The organism is Billgrantia endophytica (genome assembly GCF_002879615.1).
Classification (GTDB): domain Bacteria; phylum Pseudomonadota; class Gammaproteobacteria; order Pseudomonadales; family Halomonadaceae; genus Halomonas; species Halomonas endophytica.
The window spans coordinates 12,233-38,302 of the sequence record NZ_PNRF01000033.1; the positions used below are offsets into that span (position 1 = coordinate 12,233).

Consider the following 26,070-nt stretch of genomic DNA (forward strand, 5'->3'; position numbering starts at 1 on the left):
TGGCACAATTTGTGCTTTATTGATGGTAAATAAAATATCCTGATAAGAACAATCACCGCTTGCCCCGCGGGTAAGCGGTCTCGATAGTCCCGGAGGCCCACACAATGCCCTATGACCCTGACAGCGACGATCCGGCGATCAAGAGCCGACCCGTCTACCACAGCCCCGCGCATCTCCCCCCGGCCAACGACTATCTGTGTGTCATCGAACCGGCGGCGCGCGAAATTCTCTCCACGCTGTTGCGCCAGGCGTGCTACCGGCGCGCTCGGATAGTGATGAGTAGTGCCGGAGCCGGGCGCGAAACCGTGCCGACCGTAGTCGACCGCGATGTCTGGGAGGAGCTTGCACGCCGCCTGGATGACGCCCTGGAAACGGTTACGGTGGGATGCCGCCTGGTCGTGGCCGGCAGCGAGGGCTTTCTCTGGGATGTGCAGACTTTTGCGCTGGAGAAAGGTTTCGTCGACGAGGAGATCGTGCTGTACCCGGTGGCCGGGCAGGGTCGTCGAGTCTTCTGTGTCCACTGCCACACCCTGGCAGAGCCGGTATATGTCTCGCCCGTGAACTGCCCCAATTGTCAGATGGCTTTGGAAGTCCGGGACCACTTCTCTCGACGGCTCGGTGCCTACATCGGTGTCAGGATCGATGCCGAAGTGCCCAGCGAGATTCCACCCCGGGAGGTACTGAGCTGATGAGTGCGTCACTCTCCGTTCGGGTAGCGTCCATCGAGACCATTACTCCCGTCATCAAGCAATTCACTCTCGCCTCCACCGGGACTCCACTACCGCCCTTTTCGCCAGGGAGCCATATTGTTGTCACCCTGCCCATCAGAGAGCGAATGTGTCGCAACGCCTATTCGCTGCTTGGCGATCCTGCCGACAACGGTCTCTATCACATCGCCGTCAGGCGACAGGACGCATCGCGAGGGGGATCGCGCTACCTGCATGAGGAGGTCAAGGTGGGGGATCGGCTGACTGTTTCCTCCCCCGCCAACCTGTTCCTGCCGAGTTGGGAAGCGCGTCATCACCTCCTCATTGCCGGTGGCATCGGTATGACACCTTTTATGTCCTATCTGCATGAATTCCGGCGGCGGGGCGTCAGTTACGAATTGCATTGCGCCTTCCGTGACAGCGCGACGGGAGACTATCGGGCCTGGCTGGAGCAGCAGGCCGGCCAGCGCTTGTACTGTTACGAAAGTGAGCGCCCCGACTTTACCCGATTACTGGCCGAGAAACCGCTGGGAACCCATGTGTACGTCTGCGGCCCGGACGCCATGCTGCAGGCCGTCATCGCGGCGGCACGCGATCTCGGCTGGGGGAGCGGCCGCGTGCATTACGAAGCGTTTGCCGGGCCGCAGCCGGGTCGCCCCTTCGTTGCAAGACTTGCCCGCTCCGGCGGCGAAATCGCGGTGGAGGGCGAGTCGTCGCTGCTCGAAGCGCTGGAGGCGTATGGCGTCGAGGTACCCAACCTGTGTCGTGGAGGTGTTTGCGGGCAGTGCAGAACGGTGGTCGTCGAAGGCCAGGTCGAACATCGCGACAGCTTTCTCGATGACAGCGAGAAGCAACGACACCGGGCCATCATGCCCTGCGTCTCGCGTGCGCAAAGCGACACACTGATTCTGGACTTATAGGAGGAGCAGGTCATGCATCTGGCACCCCGAGATACGCAAGCCTTCCGTGGCAACTTCACCTATCGCAACAGTCGGAAGGCAATCGAGCGCTTTCCCTTCCCGTTTCCCGAAGACGACTACCGGTACTCGGTCAATATCGAGCCGCATCGGCTGCCCGGGCCGAAAGGGTCGGTCTACGAGCACATGCTGGATATCGATGAGCACTATCTCTCGGAGACCGCCGAACGCGACATGGTGCTGATGCAGGACCCCGGCCGCTGCCTGGCGATGCCGCATATGGAGCCGGCCTGTTGGGATCTGGTCGAGTTCGTCATGTCTTGTTACGCCAAGGACTATCCCGAGCACTTCTCCTTCGAGCGGCAGGGTGACGAGTGCCTGTGGGAGAACCGCCCATTGAAGATCCAGCAGCGCTTTCGCTTCGGTGACCCGGCGAGCTTGCCGCTGCCTCCCATGGAGTATATCGGCAGGCAGATGCAGGGTGATTTCGCGTTGCTGGATCAGCGTCACGGCGATCTGTTCATGGATGCCGGCGTGATCACCTCGCCGGCCGACTGGTCGTTGGCCTTCGATGCGGGAATGAGCTTCAAGCAGTGGCATGGCCCCGTTCCCCTGGCCCATGAAATGGGCGTTTTCGAGCGTGCCTTGAAATACCTCTGCGCGATTCAGGCGGGCGGCCCCGTGCGCCGGCTCAACTGGACAATGACGATCCATCCACGCATGGATAGCTCGCCGGAGACTTATCATGAATGGGGCAGGGACCGCACCACCATCACGCCCGACAACGTGGGTAAGGACGTCTTCCTGCGCGTGGAACTGCAGACCCTGGTGCGTATGCCGAGAAGCCATGCGCTGTTCTTCGGCATTCGCACCTACCTGATCAGCCTCGACGATCTGGTGACGAACCAGGTGTGGGCCAGGCGCCTGCATCGGGTGCTGAAAGGACTTCCCCAGGCCTTGGTCGACTACAAGGGGCTGAGCCGTTACCGGGGCACTCTCGTCGAGTGGCTGAGTCAGTACGACGATGACGTGGAGCCTCGCGAATACTCTTCGATTGGCTCCACCACATGACGGAGTATCTGCCCTGCCGGCCTGCTCCCATACACCAGGCTTGAGATTAACTCCGACACCGGAGTATCAAGCAGCAGGGGCGCCGCTTCGCCGGCGTCAACCGACCAGACCCCACTGGGGCTCGCGATCGTTTTCGCGCCGCAGGTAGGGGCGATCGCCCTTGATGGTGACGCGTTCGCCGCGCCGCACCTGGCCGGCATAGTCGAAGATGGCGCGGTGCTGGGTGCAGCGGTTGTCCCACAGCGCGATGCTGTCGGGCTGCCAATGCAGCCGCACGCTGAATTCCGGCGTTTCCTGGTGGCGGTAGAGATACTCGAGCAGGGCCTGGCTTTCGGTGTGCGACAGCTCGACGATCTCGCGGGTGAAGCCACGATTGACGAAGAGGCTCTTGCGGCCGGTCTCGGGGTGCGTGCGCACGACGGGGTGCACCGCTTCCGGGTAGGGCTGGTCGCTGCGGAAACCGAAGCGGCTGCGATCCTGGGCGGCCTGGTTGCCGTAGTGCAGGCGGTAGGTGGCTTCTCCGGAATGCACGGCGGTGAGGCCTTCGAGAAACGACTGCAGGGCGGGAGAGAGCGCCTCGAAGGCGGCATAGCCGCTGGCGAAGAGGGTGTCGCCACCGGCCGGGGGAACGTCGCGAAGATAGAGGATACTGCCCAGCGGGGGTTCTTCGTCGCAGGAGACGTCCGAGTGCCAATTGCCTCCGTTCACGGCGCGCTTGCCGCCGCGAATCGCCTTGGGGTCGTTGGAGGAATTCTTGCCGGCTTCGATGGGGAATATCTCGGGATAGCCTTCCGGTCCCTTGGCCATGGGGTGCACGTGAAGATCGCCGAAGCGTCGTCCCAGGGCGATATGCTGGTCGCGGGTCAACTGCTGGTCGCGCAGGATCAGCACCTGATGCTCCAGGAAGGCTTGCTTCAATAGCGCGAAGGACGAGTCGTCCAATGCGGCCAGGTCGAGCCCATGGATTTCGGCGCCGATATGACCTGACAGTAGGGTGATATCAAGGGTTGTCCTGCTCATGACGATCTCCATGGCGGTAGATGGGCCGACTCACCATTGCGCATGTCACCGGCCGGTTCAATGGGCGCTTCAATCAGTAAATTCGCTAAGCAATTCAGCATGAAGGTATGAAGGGAGGCGCATTGGTCGATGATTTGCTTATCAGGCGACGGCTGAGTTCCATCTGAAGAAAAGTCACTAAGGCGGGAAAGGAGAGGCGGGTACCGTAGGCGTTGCTATCCACCACGAACGCCAAGGTGACTCGATGTCTCAGAAAACAGTCCCACTCGCCGTAGCCGGTATCGCCGGTGTCCTGCTGTCTTCCCTGGCCATGTCGCAACCGGTCCATGCCGAGGGCAAGATACGCATCGCCGAACAGTTCGGCATCACCTATCTGTTGCTGCATGTCGCTCGCGAGCAGGCGCTGATCGAGAAGCATGGCGCCGAGCGTGGTGTCGACATCGAGGTCGAGTGGCTGCAGCTTTCCGGGGGGGCGGCGGTCAACGATGCGCTGCTTTCCGGCGCCATCGACATCGCCGGTGCCGGCGTCGGTCCGCTCTTGACCATATGGGATCGTACCCATGGCAATCAGGGCGTGAAGGGGGTGGCATCGCTGGGTGAGTTCCCCAACTTCCTGATTACCAACAACCCCGAGGTGCGGCACCTCGAGGATTTCGGGCCGAACGATCGGATCGCGGTGCCGGCCGTGGGCGTATCGATTCAGTCGCGCTTCCTGCAGAAGGCCGTTGCCGATATCCATGGCGTGGAGGCGTTCGATCAGCTCGAAGGCAATACCGTGGCATTGCCGCATCCGGATGCCACCGCCGCGCTGATTTCCGGAGGTACCGAAATCACCGCGCACTTCTCGGCGATTCCGTTCCAGTATCAGGCGCTGGAGCATGACGGTATCCATACGGTGATCGACTCCTACGAGATTCTTGGTGGCCCCGTGTCGCCAACGGTGCTGTATGCCACCGAGTCTTACCGCAACGACAATCCCGAGACCTATGCCGCCTTTCTCGATGCCCTGGCAGAGGCGCAGGCGTATATCGAGAGCGATCCTGCCGGCGCCGCCGATATCTACCGCGATGTGACCGGCACCCAGTTGGAACAGGCGTTCCTCGAGTCGCTGATTACCGACGAGCAGGTGAGTTTCTCGCTGGTGCCGCGCAACACCTACCCCATCGCCGAGTTCCTCCACGCGGTGGGTGCGATCCGCAATGAGCCGGTTTCCTGGCAGGACTATTTCTTCGATGACGTACATGGCTGGGAGGGCAGCTGAGATGGTGCCATCCCTTGCACTGAGACGGGCGGCGGATCAGGCCGGCGCAACGCACCCCGAGGTATCGAGTCGCGCTGGGGCTGTGTCGCCGGTCGCCGCGCCGCGGCTCGTGGTGGACAACGTCACGCTGGAATATCGCACGCCGCGCCATGTGGTGAAGGCGACCCAGCAGGTCAGTTTCGCGGTGCAGGAGCGGGATCGCTTCGTGCTGCTGGGCCCGTCGGGCTGCGGCAAGTCCACCCTGCTCAAGGCGGTGGCAGGCTTTCTCACCCCGGCCGAAGGCGAGATTCGCCTGGACGGACGCGCCGTTCGCGGGCCAGGACCCGACCGTATCGTGGTGTTCCAGGAGTTCGACCAGTTGCCACCGTGGAAGACGGTCAAGCAGAACGTGATGTTCCCGCTGCTGGCTTCGAGAACGCTGAGGCGCCGCGAGGCCGAGGCGCGGGCCCTCGAGACGCTGGAAAAGGTCGGCCTGACGCCGTTCGCCGATGCCTATCCGCATACCCTCTCGGGCGGCATGAAGCAGCGCGTGGCGATTGCTCGGGCGCTGGCCATGCAGCCGCGAATCCTGCTGATGGACGAGCCCTTCGCCGCACTGGATGCCTTGACCCGGCGCAAGATGCAGGAGGAGCTGCTGACGCTGTGGAAGGAGGTGGGGTTCACCCTGCTGTTCGTGACCCATTCCATCGAGGAGGCGCAGGTGGTCGGCAACCGTGTGTTGCTGTTGTCGCCACACCCTGGCCGAGTGCGTGCCGAGCTGGGATGCGAAGAAGATAGCCTGGAAAGTGCTGGCAGCGAAGCGACCCGGGCACGCACTCGGCAGATTCATACGCTGCTGTTCGAGCATGCCACCAACGGCAATGCCGAAGGAGCCTACCCATGACACAGCATGGCTTGCCATCAGGCGTTGGCATTCGTCGGGACCGTGTCTTCGACCTGCCGCCGGTGGATACCCGCGACCTGCTGGCGGACCGCCACTGGTGGCAGCGCGTCTGGGATCAAGGTGCCGTGCGCAAGGCGGTCATCCTGGTCGCCCTGGTGCTGCTATGGGAAGCGGCGGCACGCTATCAGGCCAATCCACTGCTGCTGCCGAGCGCCGGCGATACCGCCAGCGCGCTGTGGAACGGCCTGGCATCGGGCGTCCTGTTCTCGCGGATCAACGCTTCGCTGTCGGTTCTGCTCAAGGGTTATGCGCTGGGGGCCCTGCTGGCCCTGGCGCTGACCACCCTGGCGGTCTCGACCCGTATTGGCCGTGACCTGCTCAGTACCCTGACGTCGATGTTCAGCCCGCTGCCGGCGATTGCCCTGCTGCCGCTGGCGCTGCTGTGGTTCGGCCTTGGCGAGGCCAGCCTGATCTTCGTGCTGGTGCACTCGGTGCTGTGGGCCATGGCGGTCAATATCCACCAGGGGTTCCAGGGCGTGTCCGAGACCCTGCGCATGGCCGGGCGCAACTATGGGCTGCGTGGTCTGCGCTACGTGGCCTTCATCCTGATCCCGGCGGCGCTGCCTTCACTGCTGGCCGGGCTCAGGATCGGCTGGGCGTTTGCCTGGCGCACCCTGATCGCCGCGGAACTGGTGTTCGGCGCGTCATCCGGCCAGGGCGGGCTCGGCTGGTACATCTTCCAGAACCGCAACGAACTCTATACCGACAACGTCTTTGCCGGCCTGGTGGTGGTGATCCTGATCGGCTTGCTGGTGGAGAACCTGTTCTTCGATACGGTCGAGCGGGTGACCGTACGTCGCTGGGGTATACAGACCTCGTCCTGATTGAACGTCTCTTGATACCGGAGGCTGATGCCATGCCACTGACCCAGGTGATCGACTACTTCAATGCCCACCTAGAGGCTTTCAACCCTGCCGCCAGCCTGCGTCGCCACGCCTGCTTCCACTATCGGCAGGGGCGGGTATGGGGCGTGCTGCATGAAATGACGCTGTACCCTTCCCAGCATCCCATTCTCGATCTCGACCGTCTGGATATCGCCGCCTGGGAAGCCACCGTGGTGGTCGAGGGCGGGAATGGACAACAACGCCCGCGCCCCGCCGAGTCGCTGTACTTCCTTTCCTGGGACAAGGAAGACGTGATCTTTCTCGATCGCTTCCTGCGCGTTCTGCACGCACTGAATCATCTGGCGGAACACGGTGCGGATGCCGCGCCGTTGGTCGTCGACGTGCATTGGCGACATGTCCAGGCGGTGGAGGCATCGCACGGCTCGGTATTCGAATCGCTGCTGGCGCGACTTGGGCTGTATCCCGAGCAGGTAGTGCTGCGCTTGAGCGGAAGTGTATTGCTGGCGGAGACGCATGCCCGCCAGGCGGCGCAGAGCTTTCACCGCAGAGGCTATCCCTTGCTGGCTCAAGGCGTCGCGCTGGGTACGCGAGACGTGGACTGGCAAGCGTTGAAGGCGAGTGGTGTCCGCTGGGTCACGCCGGATGGCAGCGCTCTGCGTCTGGCGAGGGAAAGCCGGGAGCATTTCCCCAGGCTGGCGCAATGGAGCCGCGATGCCCGGGCCGCCGGCATGCAGGTCTGGTGGCCAGGGCTCGAGCGCCCCGGTGATCTGGGCATCATGTCACAGCTTGAGCCGACCCGGGTCAGCGGTAGCCTGCTGGAGGCGTTCGTGAAGGCCGAGCGAGCGTAAGCGAGGTCATGAAGCCTTGATCCGATGGGATGGGTAGAGGTTGTCGAAGTGGCTGGTGCGAGAATGCCATCGTCTACGCGACGGCGCGGCACCAGGGGGCCGAGCTGCTTACCTGCGATAGCCCTTCAAAGGGCTACCGGACGTGGCGTTGTTTGCCAAGACCGCTTGAGAGGGTGAATGTCGGGAAACGGCAGCGCCATGAAATCGGGGAAGCGGGTTTCCAGGGCTTCCTTCCAGGGGCTGTCGTGGTCGTCGATGAAAGCGCTGGTGACCATGTGCCTGGCTCATGCGGCGGAGTACGTGATGAGCATAACATGGCTGCGTGCCCGCCCTTTTGCTCGACCGGCGGATGTCCAAACCAGTACATTCGGAGTCATCCATTTTCCAGAAAGGTTTGGAGAGTATGCGATGACGCCGCACCGGCCTCCGGGAGACGGCCCTCATGGGTCGCCTTCCGCACAGGCATCCTGGCGCTACCACGCCGGTACTCCGTTGAATCTGCTCATCACATTGGTGTGCATTGTCGCGATTGTCGGTATCTGGCTGGCCACGTTGCAGCGCATCGCGTTCGAACGTGAACAGGCGGTGGCCGCTGCCATGCAATCGAATACGAATCTTGCCATTGCCTTCGAACAGCAGGTCTTTCGCACTCTGAAGGCTGCCGAGCAGGTCGCTGCGTTCGTGCGGGAGCAGTACCGCCAGCAGGGTTCCGGCATCGACTTGCGGCAGTGGGTCGAGCAGCGTGTCATACGAGAGGCGATGTTCACCATCATCAGCGTGGTGAATGAAGCAGGCGACATCGTCAGCAGCAGCCAGGAGACTGGCCGGGTGAACTACGCCGATCGTGAGTTCTTCCAGGCACAACACGAGGGATCCGGAGATGCATTGTTCGTCAGCGAACCGGTACTGGGGCGTGTTTCCGGTCGCTGGCAAATTCCCATGTCGCTGCGCATTTCCCGACCCGATGGTGGCTTCGGGGGTGTGGTAGTGATGTCGGTCGATCCGTCCAACTTCACCGATTTCTATCGCCAGGCCGACCTCGGGGGCCAAGGCCTGCTGGAGCTGACCGGTTTCGATGGTATCGTGCGCGGCCGCAAGATCGGTAGCCAGCACAGTTTCGGCCTGGATGCGCGGAGGCTCGACTGGTTCCAGCGCCGGGCGACGGCGCCCGAAGGTGAGTTCGTGGAGTGGGGTGATGCAACTGATGGTGTCGCGCGCATCATCAGCTACCGGAGCATGGCGGGCTACCCGTTGATGGTGACCGTGGGGACCGCCTATGCCGATGAACTGGGGCCGGTTCTGCAGCGGCGGTCTGGCTACCTGGCGATGGCGGGCGGGGCGACCGCGGCGCTGCTGGTGTTCGCCGCCCTGCTGATGCTGGTGCTGGCGCGCCAACGTGCCGTGGCTGACGCATTGCAGGTCAGTGAAGCGCTGTTTCGGGCCACGTTCCACCAGGCCGCCATGGGTATCGCGCACATTGCACCCGATGGACGCATACTGGGTGCCAACGACAAGTTCTGCCGTATGCTGGGCTACAGCAGCGACGAGTTGCGGGCGCGCACAGTGTTCGAGTTGAGTGACAGGGATCACCGCGACCAGGCCCGGCAGTTCCTGATGCACCGCCTGTCGGCCCATTCGCCAGTCTCTTCGCCGGAAATCGAGAAACCCTATCGGCGCAGGGATGGCTCTGTCCTGTGGGTATGCGAGGCGCTGGGCGTCGTGAAGGACCCGCAAGGTCGTCCGGACTTCCTGGTAGCTGTCACGCAAGACATCACTGCCCGCAAGGATCTGGAGGCGCGCCTTTCGCACGATGCGTTGCACGATGCACTGACCGGATTGCCCAACCGCGTGATGTTTCAGGACCGGCTCGCCCAGGCGCTGGTATCGGCGCGCCGACACGAGAGGCTGACCGCCGTTCTCTTCATCGATCTCGACGGGTTCAAGGCGGTCAACGATAGCCGTGGCCATGCGGCCGGCGATGCGTTGTTGCAGCAGGTCGCCCGACGCCTGGCAGACTGCATTCGCGCCGAAGACACGGTTTCACGCATCGGCGGCGACGAGTTCGGCATCGTGCTGGCGACAGTGGCCAAGGAGGAGGATTGCGAGGTTGTTGCCTCCAATATCATCGACGCTCTATCGATGCCATTCGACCTCGACGGCGTGCCGGTCCACATTTCGGCCAGTGTGGGGGCGGCGTTGTTCCCCGTTCATGGTAACGACATGGCTGCCTTGGTGGCTCACGCCGATACGGCCATGTATTCCGCCAAGAACGCCGGCAAGAACCGGTTCAGTTGGGAGGCTCTGCACAATGGCCGCTAGAAGCCTGTCGGATTTGACCGATCGTCACGAAAGACCGGATCTCGCAGTAGATCAGCGTTAAGTCCGACAGGCTCTCCTGGGGCCGGGTCCGTTGAGGGGCCTCGGCGGAGGCCGCTTCTGGCGCATCGCGAGAACCCGTGCCCCGCACGATCCACTGGTCGCGTTGGAATGCACGGTAGGCCCATTGCCGCTTAGAATGGTCGTCTCATGGAGCATCAATGGAACGCCGGAATGACCGACAAGACATCGCGCGACAGCGTCGTGGCGGACTGGCCGCTCGGTGCCGTGGTCACTGGACTGCGGCAGGTTCGACGGGAGTGGCGTGAACGCCAGGGGCGAGCCCCCGATCTGGGGAGCCGTGAGTTGCCGGCTCATCATGCCATTCATGAGGTGGTCGATGCCCTCTGCGGCATTCTGTTCCCCATGCGACTGGGGCCTCCCGACCTGACCAAGGAAAGCGAAGACTATTATGTGGGGCATCAGCTTGGCCATGCGCTGACGGTGCTGCATGGCCAGGTCAAGCTGGAATTGAACTACCGGGCATCGCATGCCCCGACATCGGAGCACGACGCCGAGGCTCGAGCCCTGGTGAAGCGTTTCGCCACCTTGCTGCCGGAACTCCGCCGGCAGCTGGATCAGGACGTGATTGCGGCCTACCGCGGGGACCCGGCGGCCACCTGCGTCGACGAGATACTCATCTGCTATCCGGGGGTGCTGGCGATCATCCATCACCGGATCGCGCACGAGTTCTACAAGGCGGGGTTGCCGCTGGTGGCCAGGATCGTCGCGGAGAAGGCACACTCGGCGACCGGGATCGATATTCACCCCGGTGCGACCATCGGCCATCAGTTCTTCATCGATCACGGAACGGGCGTCGTCATCGGCGAGACGGCCATCATCGGTGACCGTGTCAGGCTCTATCAGGCGGTGACACTGGGGGCGGTCAGGTTCGACGAGAACGGCGATGGCTCGCTGAAGAAGGGCGAACCGCGCCATCCCATCGTCGAGGACGATGTGGTCATCTACGCCGGTGCCACGGTACTGGGCCGGATTACCATCGGTCAGGGTTCGACCATCGGCGGTAACGTCTGGCTGACCCGCAGCGTACCCGCGGGGAGCCAGATCACTCAGGCGATGCTGCGCCAGTCGCATGAGGGAGATGGCTAGTGTGGGTATCCAGCACTCACCCGATACCACCAACTGGAAGCTGGTATCGGATAGCCCGTGAGTGAACTTGCTTATTCGATGGTGGAAACATTGTGGCTTGCCGTTATTGGTCATTTGAACCTTGGCAGCGGAATTTTGAAGGGTGGTAGCGGTAGCACTCGTTTCAGGCGTCATCTTGGTGAGGGCAAGGACGAGGCCTGCTACCGGGTCATCACGCCTGCCTTCGCCGGCACACCATTGTCTGGCATGGGTGCTGCGCGGCAGGGAGGCCGCTTCAACCGGCCTGGGCAGGAGGCACTGTATCTGTCGGCGGATGATGCGACGGTGCGCTGCAGAAAATCGCTTCCCGCACGGAAGCCTGATGGCTTTCGTCACTCCTCCTTCAGCCACGGCAGACGATGAAGCCGTGCATCGTGGGCGTCGGCGAGTTCGATCAATCCCGCGGCCTGGAATGGATTTTTTGTCATTTGATTCCAGAATTCAAAAGGCTGCAGATTCAGACCCAGGCCATGTAACGCGTTACCGGGTTTCGGTGATTGCCGTTGTCGACGACATCCTCCATGACCTTCGGCAAGATGATGGTAATGGCTCAGTGGCATCGGCATCAGCTGGCGGCTCGCTCGTCGGGCAGGAACACCCGACTGTGAATCGGACGAATCCAGGCGTCGCCGCCCTGGCTCAGCCCCAGTGCCCGGTAACGGTGCTTGGGCAGTTCGGCATGCACCAGATCCTCGCTGTTGTCGGTGCGCAGTTCGAGGCGAACCGTGGGACCGACGACCGAGACTAGCTCGATCCTGGCGTGCAGCGCGTCGGTATGCTGGGAATCGGCGAAGACCTCGATCTCATGCGGCCTCACGTAAGCCTGCCCCTGCTCGTCCTTGTAGCCCTGGTATTCCGGCGCCGGCAACGATACATCACCGATGCGTGCCACGCCGTCGTGCACCCGGGCGTGGAAGAGGTTGACGTTGCCCAGGAACTCATAGACGAAGGGATTGGCCGGGTGGTCGTAGACCTCCTCCGGCGAGCCGTCCTGTTCCACATGCCCCTTGTTCATGACCACCACGCGATCCGATACTTCCAGCGCCTCCTCCTGGTCATGGGTGACGAACACGCTGGTGACGTGAATCTCGTCATGCAGGCGCCGCAGCCAGCGGCGCAGTTCGGCGCGCACCTTGGCGTCCAGTGCGCCAAACGGCTCATCGAGCAGCAGCACCTTGGGCTCCACGGCCAGGGCACGCGCCAGGGCGATGCGCTGGCGCTGGCCACCCGAGAGCTGGCTGGGGTAGCGGTGTGCGGTCCAGTCGAGTTGCACCAGCTCCAGCAGGCGCATCACCTTTTCCTTGATCTCGGCCTTGTTGGGCCGGGTGCTGCGGGGCCTGACGGTGAGGCCGTAGGCGACGTTCTGGAACACCGTCATATGCTTGAACAGCGCATAGTGCTGGAAGACGAAACCGACGCCGCGCTCGCTGACGTGCTTGTCGGTGGTGTCCTCGCCGTGAAACAGAATGCGCCCGGTATCGGGCTGCTCAAGACCCGCGATGATGCGCAGCAGCGTCGTCTTGCCCGAGCCGGAGGGGCCGAGCAGGGCGGTCAACTCGCCGTCGCGGAAGTTGAGGCTGACGTTGTCGACGGCGACGAAGTTGCCGAAATGCTTGTTGATGTGATCGATCTCGATACTCATGAGCGGTCTCGTAAATTCGGCGGATGGGATCAGGCGGCGGCGAGTCGCTGGCGGTGCTCGTCATACCACTCCACCGCACTCTTGATGGCGATGGTGACCAGGGCCAATGCAGTCAGCAGTGACGAAACGGCGAAGGCTGCGGTGAACATGTACTCGTTGTAGAGCACCTCGATATGCAGTGGCATGGTGTTGGTCTCGCCGCGAATCCGACCGGAGACCACCGCCACCGCGCCGAACTCGCCCATGGCACGGGCATTACACAGGATGATGCCGTAGATCAGCCCCCACTTGATGTTGGGCAGGGTGACGTGCCAGAAGGTCTTCCAGCCGTTGGCGCCCAGCGTCAGCGAGGCTTCTTCCTCTTCCTTGCCCTGTTGTTGCATCAGCGGGATCAGCTCGCGGGCGATGAACGGCAGAGTACCGAAGGCGATCACGATGACGATGCCCGGGACGGCGAAGATGATGCGCAGGTCATGCGACGAGAGCCAGGGGCCCAGCCAGCCCTGGGAACCGAACAGAATCACGAAGATCAGGCCCACCACGACCGGGGAGATGGCGAAGGGCATGTCGATCAGCGAGATCAGGAACGGCTTGCCACGGAATTCGAACTTGGCGATGGCCCAGGCGGCGGCGATGCCGAAGAGGGTGTTGAGCGGCACCACGATGACGACTATCAGCAGAGTCAGACGGATCGAGGCCATGGCGTCCGGGTCGCGGATCGCGTCGTACCAGACGCTCAAGCCTCGCTCGAAGGCGCCGTAGAGCACTACCGTCAGCGGCAGTACCAGAAACAGCGCCAGGAAGGTCAGGGCGATGCCGATCAGCACCAGGCGCAGCCAAGCCGGTTCCTCGGTGGCGCGTCGCCAACGCTTGGCAAGCGTGTCGTTGGTCTCGATCACGGTCGATGAAGTGCTCATGGTTCGCTCCTGTTATCCATGTCGCCGGCTGGTCCACCACTGCAGGCCATTGATCAGCAGCAGCATCAGAAAGGCGGCGACCAGCATCACCGTGCCGATGGCGGCGGCACCGTGGTAGTCGTACTGCTCGGCTCTGGCAACGATCAGCAGCGGCGTGATCTCGGTACGAAACGGCAGGTTGCCGGAGATGAACACCACCGAGCCGTACTCACCCAGGGCGCGGGCGAAGGCCAGGGCATAGCCGGTGAGCAACGCCGGCAGCAGTGCCGGTAGAATCACCCGGCGCACCGTGGTGAGGCGGTCGGCCCCCAGGCTCGCCGAGGCTTCCTCGAGTTCCGCTTCGAGATCCTCCAGCACCGGTTGCACGGTACGCACCACGAAGGGCAGGCCGATATAGGTCAGTGCCACCACCACGCCGAGCTGGGTGTAGGCGACACGGATACCGAAGATCTCCAGGTACTGGCCGACCCAGCCGGTAGTGGCATACAGCGTGACCAGGGCAATTCCCGCCACGGCGGTGGGCAGGGCGAAGGGCAGGTCGACCAGGGCATCGACGATACGTTTGCCGGGGAAGCGGTAGCGTACCAGCACCCAGGCGACCAATGCGCCGAATACCAGGTTGATGGTGGCGCCGATCAGCGAGGCGCCGAACGACAACTTGTAGGAGGCCACCACCTGGCGATGGGTCACGGCATTCCAGAACTGCTCCCAACTCATCGTCGTGGTATAGAGTAGAAACGCACCTACCGGGATCAGAAACACCAGCCCCAGGTAGAGCAGGGTGAATCCCATGGTCAGCCCGAACCCCGGGATCACCCGGCGGCGGGGGATGGCAATCGACATAACGAATCCCATATCGGATGGGGAGCCACGTCGGGCTCCCCATGTGTTGATGTCGGTAAGGTTGGCTGTTGGCTAACGCTTAATTGATCTCTTCGAGAATGCGATCGAAGATACCGCCGTCGTTGAAGTGAGTCTCCTGGGCACTCTGCCAACCACCCAGCACCTCATCGATGCCGAACAGTTCCAGCGCGGGGAACAGCTCTTCGTATTCGGCAAGAATCTCCTCGTTGCTGGGGCGGTAGTAGTGCTTGGCTGCGAGGTGCTGGGCTTCGTCGGTGTAGAGAAAGTCCAGGTAGGCTTCGGCGACCTCGCGGGTGCCCTTGCGATCGACGTTGGTATCGACCACCGTCACCGGCGGCTCGGCGAGAATGCTCAGTGAGGGTATGATGATCTCGTATTCGCCCTGACCGAGCTGTTCCACCGAGAGGAAGGCCTCGTTTTCCCAGGCGATGAAGACATCGCCGATGCGGCGCTGGACGAAGGTGTTGGTGGCACCGCGAGCGGCGGGGTCGAGTACCGGTACGTTGTCGAACACCTGACGCACGAATTCGTAGGTCTGCTCCTCGTCACCATCGAACTTCTCAAGCCCATAGCCCCACAGCGCCAGGTAGTTCCAGCGCGCGCCGCCGGAGGTCTTGGGGTTGGGAGTGATCACCTCGACATCGTCGCGCGCCAGGTCGTCCCAGTCCTGAATGTTCTTTGGGTTGCCGTCGCGCACCAGCAGCACGATGGTGGAAGTGTAGGGTGAGCTGTTGTTGGGCAGGCGCGACTGCCAGTCCTCGGGAACCAGGTCGGCACGGTCGTGGATGGCGTCGATATCGTAGGCCAGTGCCAGCGTGACCACGTCGGCGTCCAGCCCGTCGATCACGGCGCGGCCCTGGGAGCCGGAGCCGCCATGGGATTGGCGGACGTTGACGCTCTGACCGTTTTCCCCTTGCCAATGCTCGTTGAACAGCGCGTTGTATTCGCGATAGAACTCGCGGGTCGGGTCGTAGGAGACATTGAGAATCTCGACGTCGTTGGCTTGGGCCTGATTGACCAGCAGGTCAGTGCCGACCAGGCTGGCCGTTCCGAGCGCGGTGACGATGGCGAGGCCCAGGACGTGGCGGCGTAGAGGGTGAGAAGAGTTGCTGGACATGGTGGGCTTCCCCTTGAGTGATACTGTTGTGAGGGCCACCTTACCGCGACCTATTAATCACATTAACGAATAAAAACTGGATTGCTTATCACAAAATCTATTCATGAAGCCATCCACAACACTATCTATGCGGCGCGCCCGGACAGTGCCTGCTGCACGCTGTTCTCGTCCAGGTCCTCACGGCAGAAGGACAGGAACTGGTAGGCGTAGCTGCGCAGGAAATGCCCACGGCGCAGGGCCAGGTAGGTGGTGTTGCGTGGGAACAGGTGGCTGGTGTCGAGCAGCCTGAGGCCCTGATCGCGCTGCGTGTGGTAGGCCACCGATGCGATCAGGCCCACGCCGAGCCCCAGCTCCACGTAGGTCTTGATCACATCGGCATCCAGGGCCGTGAGCACGATATCCGGCACCAGATCGGCGGCCTCGAAGGCGTGATCGATGCGAGCCCTGCCGGTAAAGCCTTCGTGATAGGTGACGATGGGATGCTCGGCGATGCGTTCCAGGGTCAGGAGCGCGCCGTCGTCCAGCGGGTGGCCGTTGGGTACGATCACGCCATGATGCCAATGATGGAAGGGAAAGCAGGCAAAGAGCTGACCCTCTTCATGCAAGGCTTCCGTGGCGATGCCGATATCCACCTTGCCGGCCTTGAGCAGCGAGACGATCTCGTCCGGCCCGCACTGGTGGAGCTCCAGATGCACCTTGGGGAAGGCCTGCTTGAAGCGGGCGATCACCGGTGGCAGGGCGTAGCGCGCCTGGGTATGAGTGGTGGCGATGGCCAGGCTGCCCTGATCCTCATGGGCCAACTGATGGGCCGAGCGCTTGAGGTTCTCGACATCCAGCAGGATCCGTTCGATGACCTCGATCAGAGTGGCGCCGGCGACGGTCAAGCCGAGGATGCGTTTGCCCCGGCGTTCGAACAGCTCGACACCGAGTTCGTCCTCCAGGTCGCGGATATGCTTGCTGGCCCCGGACTGTGAGGTGAACAGCGCATTCGAGGCCTCGGTGAGGTTGAAGTGCTGGCGTACGGTCTCGCGGACGATACGCAGTTGCTGCAGGTTCATAGGCGCGTCTTCTGGCGGATGAATGAGCGGGGGGAACCGTCATATTCTAATTTGAAATATAAATAATTATTTTCATAACAAAAATAATAAATTCAGATATCGATATCGTTGATCTGGAACAGAGGGCTGGTGTTCGGTCATGGGGTGTCTTGACCTGGGGCCCGGGGGCAGTAAAATCGTGTCCTCGATCTTCGTTGCCGGGACGACCCGGTGTACTCCCCTATCTTGCCGGGGACGGCCCCGACCGACCATGGACAAAGCTCATGGCCTGGTTCCTTCTCGTCGTTGCCGGTCTCCTCGAAATCGTCTGGGCCTTGGGCCTCAAGGCCTCCGAAGGTTTCTCCCGACCCTTGCCCAGCCTATTGACCATCATTGCCATGATTGGCAGTTTCTACCTGTTGGCCCAGGCGATGAAATCGCTACCAGTGGGTACCGCGTACGCCATCTGGGTAGGGATTGGCGCCGTGGGCACCGTGCTGCTGGGCATGCTCCTCTACGGTGACAGCACTTCGCCGCTACGCCTGGCCAGCCTGGTGCTGATCCTGGCGGGACTGGTGGGCCTGAAGCTGGCTGGTTAGGTGGTATCCGTTCGGGGGAGGACTTTTCTTAAATGGAGATGATTATGAGCATGGACTCGTTTCCACCTGATAACTATTATTCTAATTGGAGTGATTGTTAATGCACTTTGATCTTCCCGATCTTCGTCTTTTTATTCATGTGTCGGAGGCCTTGAGTCTTACAGGTGGCGCCAGGCGCGCGAGTTTATCTACTGCCGCCGCCAGTACACGTATTAAATCCTTGGAAGGGCAGTTGGGTAGTAGGCTTTTTTATCGTGGTAGCCAAGGGGTAGAGCTAACACCTGCAGGCGAAAAGCTGCTTAAACATGCCAGGGCAATCATGCGGCAGGTGGAATATGTGAAAAGTGATTTTTCCAATTATTCTAATAGTGAAGTGGGGCACATTAGGATATTCGCTAACACGACTGCAGTCACGGAATTTATGCCGGAAGTCTTGGCTGATTTTCTCGGGCGCCGCCCTGGTATAACGATTGACCTTCAAGAAAGGCTGACAAACGATATTTTCAGGGGGGTGTTGGATGGTGCGGCTGACTTCGGAGTGACGTCAGGTGAGATCAAAATAAGAGGGTTGGAGGTGTTGCCCTTCAGCATGGACAGGCTTGTGGTCGTTGTCCCGTCCTCGCATCCGCTTGAGACAGGAGAGACTATTTTTTTCCAGCAAACATTGGAATACCCTCATGTTGGTCTACACGAGGGAAGCACACTTCTGCAATTTCTTAAGGCACAGGTTACTGAGTTGGGTGTTTATTTGCCCTTGAGGATTCAAGTGTTTGGCTTTGAACCAGCCTGTCGCATGATAGAGGCCGGTGTGGGTATAGGAATACTTCCTGAGTCTAGCGCGCTAAGGTATCAGCGTACGATGGATTTAAGCATTGTGCGATTGAAAGATGATTGGGCTACGCGCGAACGCTCTGTTGTAGTAAGGGAACTTGATTCTCTTCCTGAGTCCAGTAAAGAGCTTATCAAGGCTATTAGAGACTTTCATGATTATAAGGAATGAGGTTTGTTTGTTCCTTGTTGGGGCGGCCTGGCAATATGAACCACTTCCATGACATGGACTAAAGTCTATATTTTTCAGGCTCACGGCTTCGGATCATACCCGCCCTTCACCTGAGTGGAACGCCGGGTTATGAAATTCCAAATTCACCCTCTCGTCGCACTTGCGCATCATGGCCCCTATCGCAAGTTGAAGCAGCCAGGAGAGGGCGGTAATGAGCGGTGATCTCTATAGTCACTGGGTTGGCAGGCAAGATCATAGCCGGGACGACTTGTCTCCAAGCATGGTGAAGCGCATCGCCATAACTTTCGGCGAAGCGTGTCCCGAAATGGGCGAGGCCCTGCCCCATCTGTGGCACTGGGCCTTTTTCCAGAAGCCCGTGTTCGAGAGCAAGCTTGGCCTGGATGGCCACCCTGCGCATGGTATCTTCCTGCCTCCGGTGGAGGGGCGAAACCGCATGTGGGCCGGTGGCCGAGTCCGCTTCACGCAGCCGCTTCGCGTCGGCGAGGCCGCAGAGCGACGCTCCACCATCGCCACCGTCAAGGAAAAGCAGGGCAAGACCGGGGCACTCTTGTTCGTCACCGTCGAGCATTGCTATTTCCAAGGCGACGTACTCTGCATCACCGAAGAGCAGGATATCGTCTACCGCGAGCCCAGCCCTCCGAAGCTGGAGAACGCGACACCGCTGCCCGAACTGGTGTGGGACGAAACCTTTCACCCCTCTCCGGTCATGCTCTTCCGCTATTCGGCCGTCACCTTCAACGGCCACCGCATCCACTACGACTTCCCTTATGCCACCGAGCAGGAAGGCTACCCCGGCCTGGTAGTGCACGGCCCCATGATCGCGACGCTGATGCTGCGAAGCTTCATTCGTCAATATCCACAGCGCATCCCTCAATACCTCGCCTACCGCGGGCTTAGACCGCTGATCGCCGATACCTCCTTCCAGGTGGGCGGCCATGAGCAGGGCAACCAACGCTGTGCGCTCTGGGCATTCAACGACAAGGGCCCTGCGCACCAGGCAGAGATCGAATACAAGGAGAATGACGATGTTCAGCCATGATTCCGAGGCACTCGACGCCATTCGCGATGGTGTTCGCGGCCTGTGTGCCAACTTCGATGAGGCCTACTGGCGCGCCGTGGACGAGCGCAAGGGTTTCCCCGAAGAGTTCGTCTCCGCGCTGACCGAAGCGGGTTGGCTGGCCGCCATGATTCCCGAGGAATACGGTGGTTCGGGGCTGGGCCTGACCGAAGCCTCGGTGATCCTTGAAGAAGTCAATCGCTGCGGGGGGAACTCCGGCACCGTCCACGGCCAGATGTACAACATGTTTACCCTGCTGCGACATGGCAGCGAGGCGCAGAAGCGGGAGTACCTGCCGAAGATCGCCGCCGGTGAGCTGCGCCTGCAGTCGATGGGGGTCACCGAGCCCACTACCGGTACGGACACCACCAAGATCAAGACCACCGCCGTACGCAAGGGTGACAAGTACGTCATCAACGGCCAGAAGGTATGGATCTCGCGAATCCAGCATTCCGACCTGATGATCCTGCTGGCGCGCACCACGCCGCTGGAGCAGGTGGAGAGAAAGTCGCTGGGTATGTCGATCTTCCTGGTGGATCTGCACCAGGCCATCGGCAATGGGCTGACCGTCCAGCCGATTGCCAATATGGTCAACCATGAAACCAACGAGCTGTTCTTCGATAACCTGGAAATACCGGCCGACAGCCTGATCGGCGAAGAGGGCATGGGTTTTCGCTACATTCTCGATGGTCTCAATGCCGAGCGTACGCTGATTGCCGCCGAATGCATCGGCGATGGCCGCTGGTTCATCGAGAAGGCCAGCCGCTACGCCTGTGACCGTGAAGTGTTCGGCCGCCCGATTGGCAAGAACCAGGGGGTCCAGTTCCCCATCGCCCAGGCGCACATAGAGGTGGAGGCCGCCGACCTGATGCGCTGGCGCGCCTGCCACGAGTACGACAGCGGCCAGCATGCCGGTGCCAGCGCCAACATGGCCAAGTACCTGGCAGCGGAAGCCTCATGGAAAGCCGCCAATGTCTGCCTGCAGACTCACGGCGGGTTCGGCTTCGCGGCGGAGTACGACGTCGAGCGCAAGTTCCGCGAGACCCGTCTCTATCAGGTGGCGCCCATTTCCACCAACCTGATCCTCTCCTATGTGGCCGAGCACCTGCTCGAAATGCCGCGCTCTTTCTGATGCCGCAGGAGGCACTCATGACCGACCCGACAAGAGAGCTGGCGGACTTTCTGGCCGCCCTGAGTTACGAAGACATTCCCGAGCCGGTAGTGGCGCGCTGCGAGGAGCTTTTTCTGGATTGGCTGGGTTCGGCACTAGCGGGGAAGGACTACGCGCCGATCCCCCTGTTCGAACGCTATGCCCAGCGCATGGGCCCGGCCGATGGCGGCAGCGAGATACTGACCCTGCGACAAGGGACATCGCCCTATTTCGCCGCCTTCGTCAATGCCGCGGCCTCCCATGTGGTGGAGCAGGATGACTTGCACAATTCCTCCGTGCTGCACCCCGGCACGGTGGTGTTTCCCGCCGTACTGGCCGCCGCCCAGGCAGAAGGCAAGTCCGGCCGGGAGATGATCCTGGCCGCGGTGGCCGGCTACGAAGCGGGCATTCGCATCGGGGAATGTCTCGGCCGTTCCCACTACACCATCTTTCATACCACGGGCACGGTGGGTACCCTGGCGGCCGCAGCTGCCGTGGGCAAGCTGCTTGGCTTCTCGTCCACGGGCTTCGTCCATGCTCTGGGCAGCGCCGGCACCCAGGCCGCCGGGCTGTGGGAGTTCCTGCGGGACGGTGCGGACTCGAAGCAGTTGCATACGGCCAAGGCGGCAGCCGACGGCCTGCTTGCCGCTTACATGACCGCGGACGGCCTCACCGGTGCCCAGCGAATTCTCGACGGCAAGCAGGGGATGGCGGCGGGCATGTCCCGGGATGCCGATCCCTCATGCCTGGCCGATCGCCTGGGCAGCCGCTGGGCGCTGACGGAGACCTCGTTCAAGTTCCATGCGTCCTGTCGTCATACCCATCCGGCCGCGGACGCCCTGTTGCATGTGATGCAGCAGCAGGGGCTCAGTCACACCGACATTGTTTCCGTGGTAACTCATGTCCACCAGGCCGCCATCGATGTGCTGGGGCCCGTGGAGGTGCCGCGCACGGTGCACCAGGCCAAGTTCTCCATGGGTACCGTTCTTGGCCTGATCGCGGTTCACGGCAAGGCGGGACTGGAAGAGTTCCAGAACCATGCTCTCGAGGATTCCCGGGTGGCCGATTTCCGTGGCCGGGTCTCCATGCGCCTCGACCCCGAGGTGGACGGTGCCTACCCGAACAAGTGGATCGGCAAGGTGGAGGTGACGATCCACGCCGGCCAGGCCTTCCAGGCTACCATTCGCGATCCCAAGGGCGACCCCGAAAACCCGCTCTCGAGACCCGAGCTGGAGAGCAAGTTCCAGCGTCTCGCCCGCTTCTCCGGTGCGGCCGACGATGGCGAGACCCGACACCTGATCGAGCTGGCGTGGGGCCTGCGCGATGTCACGTCCATGGCGGCACTGCTGCCAGCCCGAGGAAAGGAGTGAGCATGACGGATTCCCCCCAGGCCCCTCGCCCACTCGACGGCGTGACAGTGGTCAGCCTCGAACACGCGATTGCCGCTCCCTTCTGCACGCGGCAACTGGCCGACCTCGGCGCCCGCGTGATCAAGGTCGAGCGACCCGAAGTCGGTGATTTTGCCCGCAACTACGACGAGCGGGTGGACGGAATGGCGTCCCACTTCGTATGGACCAACCGCTCGAAGCAAAGCCTGACGCTCAACGTCAAGGCGAAGGAGGCCGACGAAATTCTCGAACGATTGCTCAGCGAAGCCGACGTGCTGGTACAGAACCTGGCCCCCGGCGCCGCCGCGCGCCTGGGACTTTCCTTCCAGGCTCTGCATGAGCGTTTTCCCAGGCTGATTGTCTGCGACATTTCCGGCTACGGCGATGACGGCCCCTACAGGCAGAAGAAGGCCTACGACCTGCTGATCCAGAGCGAGGCCGGCTTTCTCTCGACCACCGGTGCCCCCGGTGAAGCCGGCATGGCGAAAGCGGGCTGTTCCATCGCCGACATTGCCGCCGGCATGTATGCCTACACTGGTATCCTCTCCGCGCTGATGCTGCGTGACCGGACCGGAGAGGGCAGTCACATCGACGTTTCCATGCTGGAGAGTCTGGTGGAGTGGATGGGCTACCCTATGTACTACGCCTACCAGGGTGCGGAGCCGCCCCCGCGCGCTGGAGCGTCCCACGCGACCATCTACCCCTATGGCCCCTTCCCGGCCGGCGACGGTCAGGCGGTCATGCTCGGTCTACAGAACGAGCGCGAGTGGCAGGCATTTTGCGATGTGGTGCTGCATGATGTCGAATTGGCCACCGACCCGCGCTTCGTCAGCAACTCACTCCGTTCGGCCAATCGGGATGAGCTTCGCGAACTGATCTGCCAGGCCTTTTCCAGCCTCGGCGCCGAGGAGGTCATCGCACGCCTCGAACAGGCGCAGATCGCCAACGCCCACGTCAATGACATGCATGGCGTCTGGGATCATCCTCAGCTCAAGGCCCGCGATCGCTGGGTAGAGGTCGGCAGCCCGACAGGCCGCCTGCCGGCGCTGCTGCCTCCGGGACGCAACAGCGGCTATCGGCCGCAGATGGGCGCCGTGCCGGCACTCGGCGAGCACAGCGTCAGCATTCTCGGTGACCTGGGCTATGGTGCGGAGCATATCCAGCGCCTCAAGGCGCAGGGCGTCATCTGATGGATGGGAGTCACCAATGAAGCAGGGCTTACAGCGTTCCTTTCTTTTTGTCCCAGCGACCCGCCCCGAGCGGATTCCTAAGGCACTGGCCAGTGGAGCAGACGCCGTCATCGTTGACTTGGAAGATGCAGTAGCACACGACAAGAAGGACGAAGCGCGTCAGGCGTTACAGGAGTTCCTTGAGCAAACGCCAGACGCTCGGGTCATGGTTCGCGTCAACTCGACAAGCCGTGAACTCAAGCAGGATCTGGCACTTTGTACCAATTTCCCCGGCGTCGTGGGCGTCATGCTGCCTAAGACGGAAACATGTCATCAGATCGAACAGGTCCGCACGTGCAACAAGCCTGTGTGGCCGTTGATCGAGACCGCGAGAGGGCTGCTGGCGTTACCGAGTCTCGTGTTTACTGCCGGTATTGAACGCCTCTGTTTTGGGGCTCTGGACATGGCAACAGAGTTGAACTTGACCCCGGGAACGAATGGCGCCAGCAAGATCCTTGACCAGTGTCGCTACCAGTTGGTTGTCTGTTCCAGGTCAGCCGGCCTGGCACCTCCCATAGAGAGCGTGGTTCCCGAGATCGATGACCTCACTGCGGTGGAACGCACCGCCACGCATGCCGCTGAAATGGGCTTCACCGGTATGCTCAGCATCCACCCCAGACAGCTGCCGGCCATTCATCAGGCGTTCACCCCCAGCGAAGAGGCTCTGGCCTGGGCGCGGCGCGTGCTGGAAGGCGCCGAGACACTTGGCGGCGCCTTCCAGCTCGATGGGCAGATGATCGATGCGCCGGTGATCTCCCGTGCCAGGGCGCTGCTGGCTCGTGCCGGTCATTGATAAGAGAGAGCCCATGGACCTGAACGTTTTGCACAACCCCTTCATCGACATGCTGGGCGCGCGACTGGTGGAGTGGGAGCCGGGAAGCTGCACCTGGCAGCTCGAGATCGCCGCCCACCACACCAATACCCAGGGCAGTCTGCATGGCGGTGTGATCGCCACCCTGCTGGACGTGGCCTGTGGCTACAGCGGGTTCTGTCCCGAGCAGGGCCGACTCGAACACCGGGCCGCCACTCTGTCGCTGAGCATCCAGTATCTGGCCAAGAGCCATCATGGCGTTCTCCTGGCCAAGGGGCGGCGTATCGGCGGAGGGCGGCGTGTTTTCTTTGCCGAAGCCAAACTGTTGGCGGGCGAGCAACTGATTGCCACCGCCTCGGGCAGTTTTCGCCGTCATCAGCTTTCCATTGACGAAGCGTAACTTCTCATCCCCTGACAAACGATCACGGAACTCTTCTCATGAAAGTACTCGTCGCGGTCAAACGCGTCATCGACTACAACGTCAAGATCCGCGTCAAGGCGGATCATTCCGACGTCGACCTCACCAACGTCAAGATGGCCATGAACCCCTTCTGCGAGATCGCCGTGGAAGAGGCCGTGCGTCTGAAGGAGCGCGGGGTGGCCACCGAAGTGGTCGCCGTGACCATCGGCCCCAAGGCCGCCCAGGAGCAACTGCGCACCGCGCTGGCGCTGGGCGCCGACCGTGCCGTGCATATCGATACGTCAGCCGAGACCGATGAGCGCGTCGAGTCGCTGGCGGTGGCCAAGCTGCTGGCCAAGGTGGTCGAGGAAGAACAGCCCGGCCTGGTGATCCTGGGCAAGCAGGCCATCGACACCGACAACAACCAGACCGGGCAGATGCTCGCCGCGCTGGCGGGCCTGTCCCAGGGCACCTTCGCCTCCGAGGTGAAACTCAGCGGTGACGAGGGTGACAAAACGCTGCAGGTGACCCGCGAGATCGACGGCGGCCTGCAGACCGTCGAGCTGACGCTGCCGGCCATCGTCACCACCGACCTGCGCCTCAACGAGCCGCGCTACGCCAAGCTGCCCGACATCATGAAAGCCAAGAAGAAGCCGTTGGTCGTCACGACCCCGGCGGAACTCGGCGTCGAGGTGGCGAGCAAGGTCACGCTGCTCAAGGTCGAGTCGCCGGCCGAGCGCCAGGGCGGCATCAAGGTGGGCTCCGTGGACGAGCTCGTGGACAAACTCAAGAACGAAGCCAAAGTGCTTTGAAGGGAGCGGATCGCATGAGCATCTTGATTCTGGCCGACCATCACGACGGCCAACTCGCCGGCGCCACCGCCCACGTGGTCGCGGCAGCCCGACAGATCGGTGGAGAGATCGACATCCTCGTGGCCGGCGAGAACGTCGGCGCCGTGGCCGAGGCCGCCGCGAAACTCGATGGCGTGACCAGGGTGCGCGTCGCCGACCACGCCGCCTACGCCCACCAGCTCGCCGAGCCCATGGGCGCACTGATCGCCGAACTCGCCGGCGACTACGGCCACGTACTGGCGGCCGCCTCCACCACTGGCAAGAATATCCTGCCGCGGGTGGCCGCGCTCAAGGACGTGTCGCAGATCTCCGAGATCGTCGCCGTGATCGACGCCGACACCTTCAAGCGCCCGATCTACGCCGGCAACGCCATCGCCACGGTCAAGAGCGCCGACACCCTCAAGGTCATCACCGTGCGCAGCACCGGCTTCGATGCCTGCCCTGATAGAGGGAGCGAGGGCGGCAGTGCCGCCATCGAAAGCGTGGACACGGTGGTCGACAACGGCCAGTCCACCTTCATCAAGCAGGAACTGGCCGCCAGCGACCGGCCCGAGCTGGGCGGTGCCCGGGTGGTGATCTCCGGCGGGCGCGGCATGGGCAACGGCGACAACTTCAAGCTGCTCGACGGCATCGCCGACAAGCTGGGGGCGGCGATCGGCGCCTCGCGCGCGGCGGTGGACGCGGGCTTCGTGCCCAACGACATGCAGGTGGGGCAGACCGGCAAGATCGTCGCGCCGGAGCTCTATATCGCCGTGGGCATCTCGGGAGCGATCCAGCACCTGGCGGGGATGAAGGACTCCAAGGTGATCGTGGCGATCAACAAGGACGAGGAAGCGCCGATCTTCCAGGT

Annotated in this window: 27 protein-coding genes; 20 read left to right on the top strand and 7 right to left on the bottom strand. The window is 62.1% G+C overall.

What is annotated here, in order from left to right; translation table 11 throughout:
* Positions 1 to 104: 104 nt before the first annotated feature.
* From C1H69_RS16560 to C1H69_RS16570, 3 genes are read left to right on the top strand one after another with little or no spacing between them, the layout of a single operon-like run.
* Positions 105 to 689: a dimethylamine monooxygenase subunit DmmA family protein gene (locus tag C1H69_RS16560; RefSeq protein WP_102654495.1), complete on the top strand. Its 585-nt coding sequence runs from the start codon at positions 105 to 107 to the stop codon at positions 687 to 689.
* Entirely contained in the window at positions 689 to 1,627 is a 939-nt protein-coding gene (locus tag C1H69_RS16565; protein ID WP_102654496.1) for a PDR/VanB family oxidoreductase, read from the top strand. Before C1H69_RS16560 ends, C1H69_RS16565 begins: the two co-directional genes overlap by 1 nt.
* A gap of 12 nt (positions 1,628 to 1,639) precedes the next feature.
* Positions 1,640 to 2,695, top strand: coding sequence for a heme-dependent oxidative N-demethylase family protein (locus C1H69_RS16570; protein ID WP_102654497.1), 1,056 nt, complete (start codon positions 1,640 to 1,642; stop codon positions 2,693 to 2,695).
* Between the two features lie 96 nt (positions 2,696 to 2,791).
* Here the strand turns inward: C1H69_RS16570 and C1H69_RS16575 are convergent, their stop codons facing one another.
* A complete protein-coding gene (locus tag C1H69_RS16575; protein ID WP_205738519.1) occupies positions 2,792 to 3,715 on the bottom strand; it encodes a TauD/TfdA dioxygenase family protein in 924 nt (307 codons plus the stop codon).
* Between the two features lie 244 nt (positions 3,716 to 3,959).
* Between C1H69_RS16575 and C1H69_RS16580 the strand changes: the two genes are divergently transcribed.
* Genes C1H69_RS16580 through C1H69_RS16595 form a run of 4 tightly spaced genes read left to right on the top strand, consistent with a single transcriptional unit; the run spans position 3,960 to position 7,612 of the window.
* Positions 3,960 to 4,976 carry an ABC transporter substrate-binding protein gene (locus C1H69_RS16580; RefSeq protein WP_102654499.1) on the top strand — a complete coding sequence of 339 codons (1,017 nt, stop codon included), beginning with the start codon at positions 3,960 to 3,962 and terminating at the stop codon, positions 4,974 to 4,976.
* 1 nt (position 4,977) lies between these two features.
* Positions 4,978 to 5,859 (top strand): ABC transporter ATP-binding protein, encoded by an 882-nt coding sequence (locus tag C1H69_RS16585; RefSeq protein ID WP_102654500.1) that lies wholly within the window; start codon positions 4,978 to 4,980, stop codon positions 5,857 to 5,859.
* Positions 5,856 to 6,743, top strand: coding sequence for an ABC transporter permease (locus C1H69_RS16590; RefSeq protein ID WP_102654501.1), 888 nt, complete (start codon positions 5,856 to 5,858; stop codon positions 6,741 to 6,743). Before C1H69_RS16585 ends, C1H69_RS16590 begins: the two co-directional genes overlap by 4 nt.
* A 32-nt stretch (positions 6,744 to 6,775) precedes the next feature.
* Positions 6,776 to 7,612 carry an EAL domain-containing protein gene (locus C1H69_RS16595; protein ID WP_102654502.1) on the top strand — a complete coding sequence of 279 codons (837 nt, stop codon included), beginning with the start codon at positions 6,776 to 6,778 and terminating at the stop codon, positions 7,610 to 7,612.
* Positions 7,613 to 7,737: 125 nt separating this feature from the next.
* Here C1H69_RS16595 and C1H69_RS23645 read toward each other — a convergent pair whose 3' ends face one another.
* Positions 7,738 to 7,887, bottom strand: coding sequence for a hypothetical protein (locus C1H69_RS23645; RefSeq protein ID WP_165789511.1), 150 nt, complete (start codon positions 7,885 to 7,887; stop codon positions 7,738 to 7,740).
* 133 nt (positions 7,888 to 8,020) lie between these two features.
* Here C1H69_RS23645 and C1H69_RS16600 point away from each other — a divergent pair, with 133 nt between their 5' ends.
* The 3 genes from C1H69_RS16600 (at position 8,021) to C1H69_RS16610 (ending at position 11,500) form a co-directional block, all read left to right on the top strand.
* Complete coding sequence (locus C1H69_RS16600; RefSeq protein ID WP_102654503.1) at positions 8,021 to 9,931, top strand: sensor domain-containing diguanylate cyclase; 1,911 nt, start codon at positions 8,021 to 8,023, stop codon at positions 9,929 to 9,931.
* 231 nt (positions 9,932 to 10,162) lie between these two features.
* Complete coding sequence (gene epsC / locus C1H69_RS16605; protein WP_102654504.1) at positions 10,163 to 11,098, top strand: serine O-acetyltransferase EpsC; 936 nt, start codon at positions 10,163 to 10,165, stop codon at positions 11,096 to 11,098.
* Positions 11,099 to 11,155: 57 nt separating this feature from the next.
* Positions 11,156 to 11,500 carry an RES family NAD+ phosphorylase gene (locus C1H69_RS16610; RefSeq protein WP_205738520.1) on the top strand — a complete coding sequence of 115 codons (345 nt, stop codon included), beginning with the start codon at positions 11,156 to 11,158 and terminating at the stop codon, positions 11,498 to 11,500.
* Between the two features lie 202 nt (positions 11,501 to 11,702).
* Here the strand turns inward: C1H69_RS16610 and C1H69_RS16615 are convergent, their stop codons facing one another.
* The 5 genes from C1H69_RS16615 to C1H69_RS16635 form a co-directional block, all read right to left on the bottom strand.
* On the bottom strand, positions 11,703 to 12,779 hold the full coding sequence (locus tag C1H69_RS16615) for a sulfate/molybdate ABC transporter ATP-binding protein (RefSeq protein ID WP_102654505.1): 1,077 nt from the start codon (positions 12,777 to 12,779) through the stop codon (positions 11,703 to 11,705).
* Positions 12,780 to 12,808: 29 nt separating this feature from the next.
* Positions 12,809 to 13,696 carry a sulfate ABC transporter permease subunit CysW gene (cysW, locus tag C1H69_RS16620; protein WP_102654506.1) on the bottom strand — a complete coding sequence of 296 codons (888 nt, stop codon included), beginning with the start codon at positions 13,694 to 13,696 and terminating at the stop codon, positions 12,809 to 12,811.
* Between the two features lie 12 nt (positions 13,697 to 13,708).
* Positions 13,709 to 14,539 carry a sulfate ABC transporter permease subunit CysT gene (gene cysT, locus C1H69_RS16625; protein ID WP_102654507.1) on the bottom strand — a complete coding sequence of 277 codons (831 nt, stop codon included), beginning with the start codon at positions 14,537 to 14,539 and terminating at the stop codon, positions 13,709 to 13,711.
* Between the two features lie 79 nt (positions 14,540 to 14,618).
* Positions 14,619 to 15,677, bottom strand: coding sequence for a sulfate ABC transporter substrate-binding protein (locus C1H69_RS16630; RefSeq protein ID WP_102654508.1), 1,059 nt, complete (start codon positions 15,675 to 15,677; stop codon positions 14,619 to 14,621).
* A gap of 125 nt (positions 15,678 to 15,802) precedes the next feature.
* Positions 15,803 to 16,735 (bottom strand): CysB family HTH-type transcriptional regulator, encoded by a 933-nt coding sequence (locus C1H69_RS16635; protein WP_102654509.1) that lies wholly within the window; start codon positions 16,733 to 16,735, stop codon positions 15,803 to 15,805.
* A gap of 263 nt (positions 16,736 to 16,998) precedes the next feature.
* Here C1H69_RS16635 and sugE point away from each other — a divergent pair, with 263 nt between their 5' ends.
* The 10 genes from sugE to C1H69_RS16685 all read left to right on the top strand — a co-directional run.
* A complete protein-coding gene (gene sugE / locus C1H69_RS16640) occupies positions 16,999 to 17,313 on the top strand; it encodes a quaternary ammonium compound efflux SMR transporter SugE (RefSeq protein ID WP_102654510.1) in 315 nt (104 codons plus the stop codon).
* 100 nt (positions 17,314 to 17,413) lie between these two features.
* Positions 17,414 to 18,313: a LysR substrate-binding domain-containing protein gene (locus C1H69_RS16645; RefSeq protein WP_102654511.1), complete on the top strand. Its 900-nt coding sequence runs from the start codon at positions 17,414 to 17,416 to the stop codon at positions 18,311 to 18,313.
* Positions 18,314 to 18,524: 211 nt separating this feature from the next.
* Entirely contained in the window at positions 18,525 to 19,373 is an 849-nt protein-coding gene (locus C1H69_RS16650) for an HTD2 family dehydratase (protein WP_102654512.1), read from the top strand.
* The gene (locus C1H69_RS16655; protein WP_102654513.1) at positions 19,360 to 20,523 is read left to right on the top strand and encodes an acyl-CoA dehydrogenase family protein; all 1,164 of its coding nucleotides are present in this window, start codon (positions 19,360 to 19,362) and stop codon (positions 20,521 to 20,523) included. Before C1H69_RS16650 ends, C1H69_RS16655 begins: the two co-directional genes overlap by 14 nt.
* A 17-nt stretch (positions 20,524 to 20,540) precedes the next feature.
* Positions 20,541 to 21,911 carry an MmgE/PrpD family protein gene (locus C1H69_RS16660; RefSeq protein ID WP_102654514.1) on the top strand — a complete coding sequence of 457 codons (1,371 nt, stop codon included), beginning with the start codon at positions 20,541 to 20,543 and terminating at the stop codon, positions 21,909 to 21,911.
* Between the two features lie 2 nt (positions 21,912 to 21,913).
* Entirely contained in the window at positions 21,914 to 23,119 is a 1,206-nt protein-coding gene (locus C1H69_RS16665; RefSeq protein ID WP_102654515.1) for a CaiB/BaiF CoA transferase family protein, read from the top strand.
* Positions 23,120 to 23,135: 16 nt separating this feature from the next.
* The gene (locus tag C1H69_RS16670) at positions 23,136 to 23,951 is read left to right on the top strand and encodes an HpcH/HpaI aldolase/citrate lyase family protein (RefSeq protein WP_102654516.1); all 816 of its coding nucleotides are present in this window, start codon (positions 23,136 to 23,138) and stop codon (positions 23,949 to 23,951) included.
* Between the two features lie 13 nt (positions 23,952 to 23,964).
* On the top strand, positions 23,965 to 24,369 hold the full coding sequence (locus C1H69_RS16675; protein WP_102654517.1) for a PaaI family thioesterase: 405 nt from the start codon (positions 23,965 to 23,967) through the stop codon (positions 24,367 to 24,369).
* A 38-nt stretch (positions 24,370 to 24,407) separates the two neighbouring features.
* Entirely contained in the window at positions 24,408 to 25,181 is a 774-nt protein-coding gene (locus C1H69_RS16680) for an electron transfer flavoprotein subunit beta/FixA family protein (protein ID WP_102653469.1), read from the top strand.
* 14 nt (positions 25,182 to 25,195) lie between these two features.
* Positions 25,196 to 26,070: electron transfer flavoprotein subunit alpha/FixB family protein (locus C1H69_RS16685; RefSeq protein WP_102653468.1), on the top strand; the 875-nt coding region annotated here is incomplete at its 3' end.

Excerpts from the sequence above, each read along its gene's own strand:
- C1H69_RS16560 (WP_102654495.1), top strand. The coding sequence starts at position 105 with ATGCCCTATGACCCTGACAGCGACGATCCGGCGATCAAGAGCCGACCC.
- C1H69_RS16565 (WP_102654496.1), top strand. The coding sequence starts at position 689 with ATGAGTGCGTCACTCTCCGTTCGGGTAGCGTCCATCGAGACCATTACT.
- C1H69_RS16570 (WP_102654497.1), top strand. The coding sequence starts at position 1,640 with ATGCATCTGGCACCCCGAGATACGCAAGCCTTCCGTGGCAACTTCACC.
- C1H69_RS16575 (WP_205738519.1), bottom strand. The coding sequence starts at position 3,715 with ATGAGCAGGACAACCCTTGATATCACCCTACTGTCAGGTCATATCGGC.
- C1H69_RS16580 (WP_102654499.1), top strand. The coding sequence starts at position 3,960 with ATGTCTCAGAAAACAGTCCCACTCGCCGTAGCCGGTATCGCCGGTGTC.
- C1H69_RS16585 (WP_102654500.1), top strand. The coding sequence starts at position 4,978 with ATGGTGCCATCCCTTGCACTGAGACGGGCGGCGGATCAGGCCGGCGCA.
- C1H69_RS16590 (WP_102654501.1), top strand. The coding sequence starts at position 5,856 with ATGACACAGCATGGCTTGCCATCAGGCGTTGGCATTCGTCGGGACCGT.
- C1H69_RS16595 (WP_102654502.1), top strand. The coding sequence starts at position 6,776 with ATGCCACTGACCCAGGTGATCGACTACTTCAATGCCCACCTAGAGGCT.
- C1H69_RS23645 (WP_165789511.1), bottom strand. The coding sequence starts at position 7,887 with ATGGTCACCAGCGCTTTCATCGACGACCACGACAGCCCCTGGAAGGAA.
- C1H69_RS16600 (WP_102654503.1), top strand. The coding sequence starts at position 8,021 with ATGACGCCGCACCGGCCTCCGGGAGACGGCCCTCATGGGTCGCCTTCC.
- epsC (WP_102654504.1), top strand. The coding sequence starts at position 10,163 with ATGACCGACAAGACATCGCGCGACAGCGTCGTGGCGGACTGGCCGCTC.
- C1H69_RS16615 (WP_102654505.1), bottom strand. The coding sequence starts at position 12,779 with ATGAGTATCGAGATCGATCACATCAACAAGCATTTCGGCAACTTCGTC.
- cysW (WP_102654506.1), bottom strand. The coding sequence starts at position 13,696 with ATGAGCACTTCATCGACCGTGATCGAGACCAACGACACGCTTGCCAAG.
- cysT (WP_102654507.1), bottom strand. The coding sequence starts at position 14,539 with ATGTCGATTGCCATCCCCCGCCGCCGGGTGATCCCGGGGTTCGGGCTG.
- C1H69_RS16630 (WP_102654508.1), bottom strand. The coding sequence starts at position 15,677 with ATGTCCAGCAACTCTTCTCACCCTCTACGCCGCCACGTCCTGGGCCTC.
- C1H69_RS16635 (WP_102654509.1), bottom strand. The coding sequence starts at position 16,735 with ATGAACCTGCAGCAACTGCGTATCGTCCGCGAGACCGTACGCCAGCAC.
- sugE (WP_102654510.1), top strand. The coding sequence starts at position 16,999 with ATGGCCTGGTTCCTTCTCGTCGTTGCCGGTCTCCTCGAAATCGTCTGG.
- C1H69_RS16645 (WP_102654511.1), top strand. The coding sequence starts at position 17,414 with ATGCACTTTGATCTTCCCGATCTTCGTCTTTTTATTCATGTGTCGGAG.
- C1H69_RS16650 (WP_102654512.1), top strand. The coding sequence starts at position 18,525 with ATGAGCGGTGATCTCTATAGTCACTGGGTTGGCAGGCAAGATCATAGC.
- C1H69_RS16655 (WP_102654513.1), top strand. The coding sequence starts at position 19,360 with ATGTTCAGCCATGATTCCGAGGCACTCGACGCCATTCGCGATGGTGTT.
- C1H69_RS16660 (WP_102654514.1), top strand. The coding sequence starts at position 20,541 with ATGACCGACCCGACAAGAGAGCTGGCGGACTTTCTGGCCGCCCTGAGT.
- C1H69_RS16665 (WP_102654515.1), top strand. The coding sequence starts at position 21,914 with ATGACGGATTCCCCCCAGGCCCCTCGCCCACTCGACGGCGTGACAGTG.
- C1H69_RS16670 (WP_102654516.1), top strand. The coding sequence starts at position 23,136 with ATGAAGCAGGGCTTACAGCGTTCCTTTCTTTTTGTCCCAGCGACCCGC.
- C1H69_RS16675 (WP_102654517.1), top strand. The coding sequence starts at position 23,965 with ATGGACCTGAACGTTTTGCACAACCCCTTCATCGACATGCTGGGCGCG.
- C1H69_RS16680 (WP_102653469.1), top strand. The coding sequence starts at position 24,408 with ATGAAAGTACTCGTCGCGGTCAAACGCGTCATCGACTACAACGTCAAG.